The 11,304-nt window shown below is 68.7% G+C and carries 11 protein-coding genes and 1 tRNA gene; 6 read left to right on the top strand and 6 right to left on the bottom strand.

Annotated elements, in window-relative coordinates; translation table 11 throughout:
• Nucleotides 1-179 precede the first annotated feature (179 nt).
• The 3 genes from AC4D12_RS14495 (at nt 180) to AC4D12_RS14485 (ending at nt 2,735) form a co-directional block, all read left to right on the top strand.
• Nucleotides 180-740 carry an SRPBCC family protein gene (locus tag AC4D12_RS14495; RefSeq protein ID WP_490950636.1) on the top strand — a complete coding sequence of 187 codons (561 nt, stop codon included), beginning with the start codon at nt 180-182 and terminating at the stop codon, nt 738-740.
• A complete protein-coding gene (locus AC4D12_RS14490) occupies nt 737-2,107 on the top strand; it encodes an FAD-binding oxidoreductase (protein WP_490950635.1) in 1,371 nt (456 codons plus the stop codon). Before AC4D12_RS14495 ends, AC4D12_RS14490 begins: the two co-directional genes overlap by 4 nt.
• Nucleotides 2,108-2,207: 100 nt before the next feature.
• Nucleotides 2,208-2,735 carry a hypothetical protein gene (locus AC4D12_RS14485; RefSeq protein WP_490950634.1) on the top strand — a complete coding sequence of 176 codons (528 nt, stop codon included), beginning with the start codon at nt 2,208-2,210 and terminating at the stop codon, nt 2,733-2,735.
• A 459-nt stretch (nt 2,736-3,194) separates the two neighbouring features.
• On the opposite strand, the gene AC4D12_RS14480 is transcribed toward AC4D12_RS14485, so the two are convergent.
• From AC4D12_RS14480 to AC4D12_RS14465, 4 genes are all read right to left on the bottom strand, one after another.
• Nucleotides 3,195-4,556, bottom strand: coding sequence for a DUF4032 domain-containing protein (locus AC4D12_RS14480; RefSeq protein ID WP_490950633.1), 1,362 nt, complete (start codon nt 4,554-4,556; stop codon nt 3,195-3,197).
• A 140-nt stretch (nt 4,557-4,696) separates the two neighbouring features.
• Nucleotides 4,697-5,785, bottom strand: a complete 1,089-nt coding sequence (locus AC4D12_RS14475) for an ABC transporter ATP-binding protein (protein ID WP_490950632.1) — start codon at nt 5,783-5,785, stop codon at nt 4,697-4,699.
• Between the two features lie 138 nt (nt 5,786-5,923).
• Nucleotides 5,924-6,697 carry a trehalose-phosphatase gene (gene otsB / locus AC4D12_RS14470; protein ID WP_490950631.1) on the bottom strand — a complete coding sequence of 258 codons (774 nt, stop codon included), beginning with the start codon at nt 6,695-6,697 and terminating at the stop codon, nt 5,924-5,926.
• A complete protein-coding gene (locus tag AC4D12_RS14465; protein ID WP_490950630.1) occupies nt 6,687-8,174 on the bottom strand; it encodes an alpha,alpha-trehalose-phosphate synthase (UDP-forming) in 1,488 nt (495 codons plus the stop codon). Before AC4D12_RS14465 ends, otsB begins: the two co-directional genes overlap by 11 nt.
• Before the next feature lie 188 nt (nt 8,175-8,362).
• Here AC4D12_RS14465 and AC4D12_RS14460 point away from each other — a divergent pair.
• Nucleotides 8,363-8,436 (top strand) — tRNA-Thr (locus AC4D12_RS14460).
• A 21-nt stretch (nt 8,437-8,457) separates the two neighbouring features.
• Here the strand turns inward: AC4D12_RS14460 and AC4D12_RS14455 are convergent.
• Together AC4D12_RS14455 and AC4D12_RS14450 are read right to left on the bottom strand one after the other, a co-directional pair.
• A complete protein-coding gene (locus AC4D12_RS14455) occupies nt 8,458-8,652 on the bottom strand; it encodes a hypothetical protein (RefSeq protein ID WP_490950629.1) in 195 nt (64 codons plus the stop codon).
• A gap of 76 nt (nt 8,653-8,728) precedes the next feature.
• Nucleotides 8,729-9,454 (bottom strand): potassium channel family protein, encoded by a 726-nt coding sequence (locus AC4D12_RS14450; protein ID WP_490950628.1) that lies wholly within the window; start codon nt 9,452-9,454, stop codon nt 8,729-8,731.
• A gap of 223 nt (nt 9,455-9,677) precedes the next feature.
• Here AC4D12_RS14450 and AC4D12_RS14445 point away from each other — a divergent pair, with 223 nt between their 5' ends.
• Both AC4D12_RS14445 and AC4D12_RS14440 read left to right on the top strand, forming a co-directional pair.
• The gene (locus AC4D12_RS14445; RefSeq protein WP_490950627.1) at nt 9,678-10,115 is read left to right on the top strand and encodes a tRNA-dihydrouridine synthase; all 438 of its coding nucleotides are present in this window, start codon (nt 9,678-9,680) and stop codon (nt 10,113-10,115) included.
• 1 nt (nt 10,116) lies between these two features.
• Nucleotides 10,117-11,298 carry a glutathionylspermidine synthase family protein gene (locus AC4D12_RS14440; protein WP_490950626.1) on the top strand — a complete coding sequence of 394 codons (1,182 nt, stop codon included), beginning with the start codon at nt 10,117-10,119 and terminating at the stop codon, nt 11,296-11,298.
• Nucleotides 11,299-11,304 lie beyond the last annotated feature (6 nt).

Below are 11,304 nucleotides of genomic sequence, written 5' to 3'. Positions count from 1 at the left end.
CCACACCACCAGGTGCGGGGCCTCACCCCATTAACCCCCAAACCACACCCGCGCCGGGCGGCCGCAGCCGCAGCAACGGACAAGTGAACGAGGCCAGGCTCGCGTCGCACCGTCTTCCGGGTCGCCTCGGGTCGCCTCGGGTCGCCTCGGGTTCCCCGGACCGGCGGTAGGGTCGGTGCATGAGCGATCTTTTCTCGCACCCCACCGCCGCCCCGAGTGCAGCAAGCGAACGCAGTGATCTGCGCGCATCCGTCACAGTGCCGGCCGAGTCCGAGCATGCCTGGGCCGGCCTCACCGAACACCTTCATTTGTGGTGGCCCGCGAAGCAGCTGAGCCGATGGGGAGAGAGCAGCTTCTTCGACCTCGAGGGGAACGCGCTCGTCGAGACGTCCGCAGAAGACGACGAGAACGTGTGGGGCGAAGTGGTCGGAGGGAACCCCGGTGAGATGCTCGAACTGACCTGGCGCCACGTCGGGTCGGCATCGGTAACACAGCTGATTCTCGAGCTGTCAGCCGTGGCCCCGGCTCCTCAGGGGCACGGTGGCGCGGAGGAAAGCGGTCGTGGGGAGGGAGCACCCGAGCGACCGGCTACGCATGAACCACACGACCTCACCGGATCGACACTCACCGTCACTCACCGTGGTTGGACGACTGAGGACGTACAGGAGGTCTATGACTTCTACGCGGAGTTCTGGCCCCTGGCGCTTATGCGCTACCAGCGCTTCATGGGGGGCGTATGAACGGGGCCGCTCTGCTGAGCGAACTCGAATCGACCCTGCCGGCCCTGGTCTCCACGCATGCCGACGACCTTCTCCAGTACTCACGCGACCAGGGCCCGGTCAGCGATCCAGTGCTTCCCCTTGCCGTCGTCCGCGCCCGGTGCGTCGAGGACGTGCAGTCTCTCCTTCGATGGGCGAACCGCAACGGGGTTGCCGTCGTCAGCCGCGGTGCGGGGTCAGGGGTATCCGGAGGGGCGCACGCCACCAGTAGGTGCGTGATCCTCTCCCTGGAAATGATGAACCGCATCATATCCATCAATGCCGATGACGAGACAGCGGTCGTCGAACCCGGCGTCATCAACGCGGAGCTGAACGACGCCGTCGCCGCCTCCGGTCTCATGTACGCCCCGGATCCAGCCAGCTACCGTTGGTCGACGATCGGCGGGAACGTGGCCACGAACGCCGGCGGGCTGCGCTGCGCCAAGTACGGAGTGACGCGCGACTCCGTTCTCGCGCTCGACGTCGTGCTCGCCGACGGCACATTGATCTCGACGGGGCACCGCACGTTCAAGGGCGTCGCCGGGTACGACCTGACGGCCCTGTTCACCGGATCCGAGGGCACGCTCGGCGTCATCGTCGGGATCACCGTGCGGCTCCGCTACCTCCCGCACGACGAGCACACGCTCGCTGCCTTCTTCGACGCCTTCCCGGCCGCGGCGGCGGGAGTCCTCGCGATCGGGCGGGCCCGTGTTCAGCCGGCGATCCTCGAACTGTTGGACGGCCGCACGCTGGAAGCGCTGGACCAGGCGCACGGGTCGGATCTACGGACACGAGGCGGATCGCTCCTCCTGGTGCGCACGGACGGATTCGGTGCTGCAGCGGAGGCTGCCGTCGTCCGGGCTGCTCTCACGGAGCTCGGTGGATCCGTCAGTGACGAGGGCTCGGAGGAAGCGGAACGGCTGGTCGATCTGCTGCGCCATAGCCGAGGTGATGGCGTCGACGATCAGTACCGGGTGGGTGAGGATGTCGCGGTACCGAAGTCGCAGCTGGTGCACTACGTCGCTGCCCTCGAATCGATGGCTGCTCGCCACCGAGTGCAGCTGAAGGTCGTGGCGCACGCCGGTGACGGGAACCTGCATCCCACGTTCTGGGTCGACAGCAGCGAGGGCCGCGACGGTCGGGACCGGTTGGAAGCCGCGCTGGATGAGTCGGTGCGGTCAGCCCTCGACCTCGGCGGGACCATCACCGGAGAACACGGTGTGGGCCAGTACAAGCGTCGCTGGTTGGCGTGGGAGCAGGGCCCCGAGGTCCTCGAGCTGCAACGGCGGATCAAGGACGTCTTCGACCCTCTCGGCACACTGAACCCGGGAAAGGCCATCGTCTCCTGATCGTTGCCGATGCCCTCCGCGTGCGCAGCTTTGCCCAGTGATACTCTTCAGGAAATTGCCGGAATTCGCCGGTCTTTCCACGACGTTCCTCGGGAGCAGCATGTCTGACAACACACCTGGATCGCAGGGCAGTACGCCCTACGGCCAGCAGAACCAGCCGCAGTACGGGCAGAATCAGCCCCAGTACGGATCGAACGACGCGCAGGGCCAACAGGGTACGTCGCCCTACGGTCAGCAGGGTACGTCGCCCTACGGTCAGCAGGGCACGTCCCCGTACGGCAACCCCGGCGGTGGCAACTACCCCGGTCAGCAGGGCTACCAGGGTCAGCCGGCGGAGAATCCGGGCCGGACTCTCGGGATCGTCGGTTTCATTCTGGCAATCCTCATCGCCCCGGTCGGTCTGATCATCAGCATCGTCGCATTCGTGAAGTCGCGGAAAGCCAAGATGGGCAACGGTTTCGCCCTTGCCGGCATCATCATCGGTATCCTCTTCACGATCATCGGAGCGCTTCTGCTCGTCGGCCTCATCGCCTTGATTCCAGCGTTCACCGAGTTGGCCGAGCTGTGCCAGGGCGTGCCGAGTGGCACAGAGGTCGAGTTCCAGGGCCAGACGACCAACTGCCCCTAATCACTCCCACATGAAGGACCGGCAGCCTCGGCTGCCGGTCCTTCGTCGTTACAGGACTTGTCGCGGACTTTGTCGGCTGCCTCGCACATAACCGCCGGTAATCGTCGGCATCGGCTGCCGCTCGCCTACAGTCGGGCGGTCGGCTGCCATGCACAGGTCATTCGGGCGATCGGCTGTCGCCCGCTCATCACCGATTCGGCCGACACCTGCTTGTCACCGAGTCGACCGGTACTCGCTTGTCACCGAGCCGGCTGTCACACGCGTGTCGCTGCGTCGGCGCCAGCCCGTCTGTCGTCGGGCGATCGGCTGCCACTCGCTTGTCACCGAGTCGGCGGCCAGCCCGCCCGTCAGTCATGCCATTGCCCCGGCGATGGCGGTGCGCAAGGTCCCCGGGGGAAGGCACGGTCCTTCGAAGACCGACGACGACGGCCGCGACGTCCCGCCGCGGGGATCCGGACGTCAGTTGTCGGCGTACTCGGAGTCCTCGTCGATGCCGATGGTCCGGGCATCCGCGGTCAGCATGATCTCGGCCTCGTCGCGCCGGTGCCGCAGTTCGTCGTCGAGGTAGGACTGGACCGCTTCGGCCATGGGGACGTTCCGGTCCTCGCGCTCCGACATGTACCAGCGGTGTTCGAGGACCTCGTGCACCACCTCCGCGGGCTCGAGCTTGCCGCCGAGCTCGCGCGGGACGGCTCGGACGATCGGCTCGAACACCTCGTTGACCCAGAGGTGCGCGCTGAACTCCTCGTCGAGGCCCGGGTTGTGATCGGCACGGTAGGCGTCCATGTCGTTCAGGAGCCGTCGGGCCTGGTTCTCCTGTGCGTCCAGACCGGTCAGGCGCAGGAGCCTGCGGCTGTGGTGCCCGGCGTCGACGACCTTCGGCTGCAGCTGGATCTGGGTACCGTTGACGGCCGTCTTGATGGCGTACTCCTCGACGTCGAAGCCGAGTTCGTTGAGGCGGCGGATACGAGCGCCGACCCGCCAGCGCTCGCCGAGTTCGAAGGACTCCTTCTCCGTGAGCTCCGTCCACAGCCGCCGGTAGCTGTCCATGATGAGTTCGCTCGTGGCCAGCGGATCCACCTTCTCCTCGATCAGGCCGCCCTCGGCGAGGTCCATCAGCTCCCCGGCGATGTTCACGCGGGCTATCTCGAGGTCGTACTCGCGTTGCCCGGTGGAGAGCTCGGGGTACAGCTCACCCGTCTCGGCGTCCACGAGGTAGGCGGCGAAGGATCCCGCGTCGCGGCGGAACAGCGTGTTCGAGAGGCTGACGTCACCCCAGTAGAAACCGATGAGGTGCAGCCGGACGAGCAGCAGCGCCTGGGCGTCGATGAGGCGTGTGAGGGTGTCGCGGCGGAGCGTCTGGGAGAACAGTGCCCTGTACGGGAGCGAGAACTTCAGGTGCCGCGTGACGAGGACGGGATCCAGCTCCTCGCCCTCGGCCGTGGTGCGCCCGGAGATCACGGCGACGGGCTCCACGCAGGGCACATCCAGCCGCTGCAGCTTCCGCAGCATGTGGTACTCGTGCCGGGCGATGTGCTCGCTGGTCTCCTTCACGGCGATCACGGACCCACCGAGGTGTGCGAACCGGACGATGTGCCGGGAGATGCCGCGGGGAAGGGCGGCGAGGGCGCTGGCCGGCCACTGCTCCAGCGCGACGTGCCAGGGGAGGTCGAGCAGTTCGGGGTCCGTGGCTGCTGCGGTGATGTTCAGCGAGCCGAGGCTCGGACCCTCCGACGACGCCGGCCGGACCCGGGGCAGTTTGCCGGCCTGGTCGTAGTCGGTGGGCTCGTCATGCCACTGCGCGTTCGACGTCTCGGTCATGGTGGTGCCTCCGGTCGGGGCGGGAAGAAGGGCCTGCTTCAAGCGTGGATGCGCTCAACGAGAAGCGGTGGCGCCTCCCGGGCATCGGGCGATGCGGGGGAGACGCCACCGACGTCGTCGTGCGTGGTTGTCCGTGAGGACTAGACCGTCTCGGCCAGGCGGAGCCCGCTCGAGGTGTCGAACAGGTGCACGTGGCCCTGCTCGGGGCGGACGAACACGGTGTCGCCCTTCATCGGTGGGCGGCGCCCGTCGACGCGGACCACCATGTCGTGGTCCTTGCCGTCCAGGGAGGTGTGGCCGTAGATGTACGCGTCGGCGCCGAGCTCCTCGACGACGTCCACCTCGACCGGCAGTCCCTCACCGGTCGCGGAGACGACGAGGTCCTCGGGGCGGACACCCAGCGTGACGGTGTTGCCGGCCGCGGCGTCCAGGACGCTGCCGGGCACCGGGTACACGATGCCACCGAAGATGACGCCGCCGTCGGCGACGGGCAGCTCGAGCAGGTTCATCGCGGGGGAGCCGATGAAGCCGGCGACGAAGACGTTCTTCGGGCGCTCGTACAGGTTGCGGGGGGTGTCGACCTGCTGCAGGATGCCGTCCTTGAGCACGGCGACGCGGTCACCCATGGTCATGGCCTCGACCTGGTCGTGCGTGACGTAGACCGTGGTGACGCCGAGGCGGCGCGTGAGCGACGCGATCTGCGTGCGGGTCTGGACGCGGAGCTTCGCATCGAGGTTGGAGAGGGGCTCGTCCATGAGGAAGACCTGCGGGTTACGCACGATCGCGCGACCCATCGCGACGCGCTGGCGCTGACCACCGGAGAGGGCCTTCGGCTTGCGGTCGAGGTAATCCTGCAGGTCGAGGAGCTTCGCGGCCTCGCGGACACGCTCGGCACGCTCCTCCTTGGAGACGCCCGCGATCTTCAGGGCGAAGCCCATGTTGTCCGCGACCGACATGTGGGGGTACAGCGCGTAGTTCTGGAAGACCATCGCGATGTCGCGATCCTTCGGGGGAACGTCGGTGACGTCGCGGTCACCGATGAGGATGCGGCCGGAGTTGACGTCCTCGAGGCCTGCGAGCATGCGCAGCGAGGTCGACTTCCCGCAACCGGAGGGGCCGACGAGGACGAGGAATTCGCCGTCGGCGATCTCGATGTTCAATCCGTCGACGGCGGGCTTCTCTGTGCCCGGGTACAGGCGCGTGGCCTGGTCAAACGTTACCGTTGCCATGGTGTTGGTTCCTTTTCACGGGCAGGTACGTGCCCGACGATCCGTAGTGAATGGAAGATATTCAGTTGTGGTGCGCGACCTGCCAGCAGTACCGGTGACATCGGTCACGCACCAGTAGTATGACACGCCGACCTCCGGTCAGACCTGTTCGGTGCGCATCCGTTCGAGTTCCTGCAGGACGTCGGCGAACTCCTCGAGGGTCCCGACGGTGAACCGGGCGGCCGTGGGGCCGGGGCCGACGCGGATCCCGACGTCCTCGCCCGCGAGGGTCCGAAGGGCATGCTCGTCCGTGACGTCGTCGCCGGCGAACAGCACCGCCGTCGCGCCACAGGCCTCACGCAGCACCGCGAGGCCCTGGCCCTTGTCCGCGGCCAGCACCGAGATCTCGAGCACGCGTTTGCCGTCCGTGACCCGCAGTCCGTCGATCAGGGCGAGTTCCGCGCGGGCCGCCGCGACGGCCGCGTCCGCGACGTCGTCGGCCGCCGTGCGCGTGTGCAGGACCACCCCGGCCGGTTTGAACTCGATCCGCGTGCCCTCGTGCGCCGCGACGACCTGCTCCACCGCCGCGACCGCCCGGGCCGCGAGATCCTGCTGCTCGCCGGTCAGGGTGAGCGGTTCGGCGTCGGGGCCGAGCCAAGTCTCCGCCCCGTGGCTACCGACCAGCAGCGTGGCGGCCGGCGGATCGGCGACCGCACGGAGACTGTCCAGTGCCCGCCCGGAGAGGAGCGCCGTCGTCGTCCGCGGCAGGCCGGCCAGGGCGCGGAGGGCAGCGGCCGACGACGGGAGCGCGCGGGCGTCCTCGGCGTGCGGCACGAGCGGCGCGAGCGTCCCGTCGAAGTCGAGCGCGACGAGCAGGTGGGGCGTCCGTGCCAGCGTGCCGAGCGCGGACGTCAGCCCGGGGTCACGCGCCATGGCCCGTGCCACCCGACTGCAGTGCGTTCAGGAACGCTTGCGACCAGCGTTCGACGTCGTTGTGCACCACCTGGCGACGCATGAGCCGCATGCGGCGCATCGCCTCGGTGGTGGGCATGGACAGGGCGGAGACGATGGCGCTCTTCAACCCGTCGATGTCGTGGGGGTTGATGAGGATGGCCTGGCGCAACGTATCCGCGGCGCCCGCGAACTCGCTGAGGACGAGGACCCCTGTGTTGCCGGTCCGCGCCGCGACGTACTCCTTGGCCACGAGGTTCATGCCGTCCCGGAGCGCCGTCACGAGCATGACGTCCGCCGCCAGGTACAGGGCCACCATCTCCTCCACGGGATAGCTGTGGTGCAGGTAGCGGATGGCGGTGTTCTTCATGGTGTCGTGGGTGCCGTTGATCCGGCCCACGGTGCCCTCGATGTCCTCGCGCAGCAGCCGGTACTGCTCCACGCGCTCGCGGCTCGGGCTGGCCACCTGGATGAGGGCGGCGTCCTCGACCGTGATCGCGCCGTCGTCGAGCAGTTCCGCGTACGCCTTGAGCCGGTGGCCGATGCCCTTCGTGTAGTCGAGGCGGTCGACGCCGAGGAGGATGTGCTGCGGATCGCCGAGCTCCCGGCGGATCTCCTTCGAGCGCTCGATCACGTCGGGGCGCCGGGCGAGGTCGGCGATGGACTCGGTGTCGATGGAGATGGGGAAGGCGTCCGCTCGCGAGACGTAGCCGGGAGTGCCGTCGTCGCCCGGTGGTACCTGCACCTGCTGGGCCTTGATGGTGAAACCCGTGAAGCGGCGGACGCAGCGCAGGAAGTTGCTGGCGTCGCTGGGGCGCTGGAAACCGATGAGGTCCGCGCCCAGCAGACCCTCGATGACCTGGCGGCGCCAGGGAAGCTGCGCGTAGATCTCCAGGGGCGGGAAGGGGATGTGGTTGAAGAACCCGATCTTGAGGTCGGGCCGGGCCTGCCGCAGCATCCGCGGGACGAGTTGCAACTGGTAGTCCTGCACCCACACGGTGGCGCCCTGGGCCGCGACGGACGCGGCCGCCTCGGCGAACCGTTCGTTCACGCGCCGGTACGAGTCCCACCACGTGCGGTGGAACTCGGGCGAGGCGATGACGTCGTGGTACAGCGGCCAGAGCGTCGTGTTGGAGAAGCCCTCGTAGTAGAGCTCCACCTCCTCCGCGCTGAGCGGCACCGGCACCAGGCGCATGTTCGCCTCGTCGAACGGTTCGAGGGTCTCGTCAGGGGCGCCGTGCCAACCGACCCACGCGCCGTCGGCCTTCGCCATCACGGGGGCGAGCGCTGTCACGAGGCCGCCGGGGGAGCGGCGCCAGGAACTCTCCCCGTGCTCGTCGACCACGCGGTCCACCGCCAGCCGGTTCGAGACCACGATGAAGTCGAAGGCACCGTACGCGCCCTCGCTGGTGAAGGACGCGTCCACGCCCGGCGTGGTCGAGGGGTGTACTGCAGTCACAACTGGCTCCATCGCGCGGGGGGTGGGTCGTGTCCCGACTCTATCGGGTGAGGTAGACCCCGGCAGGGGTGGGCCTGCCCGGGAGCGCGACGCCGGGGTGATTTCCGGCCCCCGCACGCGCTGGGCTACCCTTGGTGAGCGCTCGACGTCCCGTTCGGGACGGCGGCGCCGCCTGGCTGTGCCAGCGCGCCTCCTTAGCTCAGTTGGCCAGAGCACCGCTCTTGTAAAGCGGGGGTCGTCGGTTCGAATCCGACAGGGGGCCCGGATGCTCCTCCTGCGCAGGTCAGGCGGAGGTGCGGTCGGGTTGGGACGGCTCGTGATCGTCCGATTCCCTGAGCCGCGCCGGACGACGGAACATGCGCTCGTCGATCTCCGCGTTCCTGCTCATCCCCATGACCCAGACGACGATCAGGGCGATGGCGGCGAGCCACACGACGACGACGACGCACACCACGAGCGCGATCTGCAGGACCGTCATGGTGCTCCTTCCAGCGTCGGGCAACCACGGCCGCTTCGGTGCGGGTGCTCCATTGTCCCAGAGACGACGTGCGCTGTCAGTCTCCGCGCGCGGCCCCGAGGTCCTCCCTCATCAACCTCAACTGTTCGTGCACCGCCCGGAGTTCCGCGCGGAGGTCCGCCTCGCCCGCCTCGACCTCCGCGGCCGTCTCCGCCGCCACGCTCTCCACGAGCCAGGACGCGAGGGACGCCGTGACCACCCCGAGGACCGCGATGCCCCCGACCATCAGTGCGGCGGCGACCAGCCGTCCGGCGAGGGTGACCGGGTACTGGTCGCCGTACCCGACGGTGGAGATGGTGGTCATGGCCCACCAGAGTGCGTCACCCATGGTGGCGATGTTCGCCTCCGGGTCCGCGCGTTCGACGTCGAGCACGGCGAGGGCGGCGACATAGGCGAGCAGCAGCGCCGACGCCAGCACGTACAGCAGGATCCGCCCGCGCAGCGCGTTTCCACCGGCGCGGTGCAGGGCCCTGAGCAGGGTCACGAGGCGGAGCAGCCGCAGGGGCCTCAGCATGGGCAGCAGCACGATCACCAGTTCGTGGAGATTGCGGACGAACCAGCGGCCCCGCCGTTCCGCCAGGCCCAGTGTCATCACGTAATCGACGAGGAACAGCGACCAGATGCACCAGCTGATGCCCTCCAGTGCGGCGTGCACCGCGCCCGCCGGTTGCAGGACCACCTGCACCGAGTAGACGGCCAGGAAGAGGAGGGCTGCGCCCGCGAGCGGCCATTCCGTGAGATCCCGCCAACGATTCTGAGTCATCCCGTGATCCTAGGACGCCGACCCCGTGCTTCACGGGCCGGCCGCACACCGGTGGACGGCGCCGTCCACAGGCCGCAGGACGGCTCGTGCGAAGGCGGGGCGTCGTGCAACCATCGAAGGGACACGGCCGGGGCTGTTCCGTGACGCCTCGGGTGACCGGACGGCGCCGGGACGACGGCGGGACGAACGCACGCGCCGGACCGGCGCAGGAGGAGGGGGAGAGATGGGCGAGGAGTTCAGTCCACGGACGGACCTGTCGGCGATGGTGGCCGACGAGGCGCGGCCGCCGCGGCTCCGGCGGAGCGCGAGCGTTGCCCTCGGTGTGACGGCGTTGCTCTCGAGCGCCCTCCTCACCGGGTGCTCGCCCGACGGCGAGGTCATCGACGCCGACTACGCGAAGGTCTGCCAGGACAAGACCACCGAGGAACGCGCGGAGGACGACCGCTGCAGCGACGACGGCGTCCGTTCCGGCGTCTACGGCTGGTACTTCCTGCCCATGGGTTCCGGGAGCCGCAGCATCCCCGCGGTGGGCTCCGGGCTGGCCGGCGGCACCACCTCCGTGCCCTCGGGCGCCACCTCGAGGTCCGGGGTGGCCCCGGACGGCGCATCCTCCGTCTCCCGCGGCGGCTTCGGCAGCAGCAACGGCACGACGGGAGGCTGACGTGCGACGACGTACCTCCACGCCGCGCCCGGACTGGCGCGAGAAGATCGAAGCGGTGGGCCTCATCTACTCCACCACCGTCACACCCGACGGCGGTGCGATCGAGTACTGGAACGAGAACGCCTACTACGAGTTCGAGATGAGCGAGGTGGAGACCCTCGAGGCCGTTGCCGAGGAGCTCCACGGCATGTCCCTCGAAGCCGCGCGCTACCTCGCCTCCGGTGCCATGGGAACCATCGGGATCGGTGAGGACGCACTCCGCCTGGCCGCCGCATCGCTGGAGCGCTCCGAGCCCGCCGTCTACGGGCGCTTCGACTTCGCCTACGACGGTCACGGGCCGGCCAAGCTGCTCGAGTACAACGCGGACACGCCGACGGGTCTCATCGAGGCGTCGCTCGCCCAGTACTACTGGCTGCAGGACGTGTTCCCCGAGTGCGACCAGTGGAACGGGATCCACGAGGCACTCGTGGGCAGCTGGCGGAAGCTCTACGAGGCCTCCGGGCTCACCACCCTGCACGTGGCCCACACGGAGGTCGAGTCCTCGGGGGAGGACTGGATGACCGCGGCCTACATGCGCGACGTCGCGATGCAGGGCGGCTGGGAGACCGTGGGCATCAACATGAGCGACATCGGCTGGAACGCGGAGTCGAAGCTCTTCGTCGACGTCGACGACCGGCCGATCTCCACCATGTTCAAGCTCTACCCGTGGGAGCTGATGATGAAGGAGGAGTTCGGGAAGCACGTGCTCGAGTGGCCCACCTCGGTGCGCTGGGTGGAACCGGCCTGGAAGATGCTGCTGTCCACGAAGGCACTGCTCGCTGCGCTCTGGCACCTGTACCCGAACCACCCGAATCTGCTCCCCGCCTACCTCGACTCGCCGCGCGAGCTGTCCGAGTGGGTGGCCAAGCCCCTCCACGGACGGGAAGGGGACAACATCCGCGTCCATGCGTACGGCCTCGAGCTCGAGCAACCCGGCGACTACGGCTCCGAGGGCTGGTGCTACCAGGCGTGGCACCCGTTGCCCTCGATGGACGGGAACCGGCCGGTGCTCGGAGCCTGGGTGGTGGACGGTGAGAGCGTCGGCGTGGGGATCCGCGAGTCCGACGGCTACATCACCGACTACTTCTGCCGCTTCGTGCCGAACGTCATCAACGCTCCCGCGCCGTCGGCGGCGACGCCGTGAGGGCCC

Source organism: Arthrobacter sp. TJ-266 (assembly GCF_058269115.1).
This window is presented reverse-complemented; position numbering and strand designations above follow the sequence as displayed.

Coding starts and splice junctions, on each gene's coding strand:
- otsB (WP_490950631.1), bottom strand. CDS start 6,697: ATGGCGCGTGACCCCGGGCTGACGTCCGCGCTCGGCACGCTGGCACGG.
- AC4D12_RS14480 (WP_490950633.1), bottom strand. CDS start 4,556: ATGACCGAGACGTCGAACGCGCAGTGGCATGACGAGCCCACCGACTAC.
- AC4D12_RS14445 (WP_490950627.1), top strand. CDS start 9,678: ATGGGCGAGGAGTTCAGTCCACGGACGGACCTGTCGGCGATGGTGGCC.
- AC4D12_RS14490 (WP_490950635.1), top strand. CDS start 737: ATGAACGGGGCCGCTCTGCTGAGCGAACTCGAATCGACCCTGCCGGCC.
- AC4D12_RS14455 (WP_490950629.1), bottom strand. CDS start 8,652: ATGACGGTCCTGCAGATCGCGCTCGTGGTGTGCGTCGTCGTCGTCGTG.
- AC4D12_RS14495 (WP_490950636.1), top strand. CDS start 180: ATGAGCGATCTTTTCTCGCACCCCACCGCCGCCCCGAGTGCAGCAAGC.
- AC4D12_RS14450 (WP_490950628.1), bottom strand. CDS start 9,454: ATGACTCAGAATCGTTGGCGGGATCTCACGGAATGGCCGCTCGCGGGC.
- AC4D12_RS14485 (WP_490950634.1), top strand. CDS start 2,208: ATGTCTGACAACACACCTGGATCGCAGGGCAGTACGCCCTACGGCCAG.
- AC4D12_RS14475 (WP_490950632.1), bottom strand. CDS start 5,785: ATGGCAACGGTAACGTTTGACCAGGCCACGCGCCTGTACCCGGGCACA.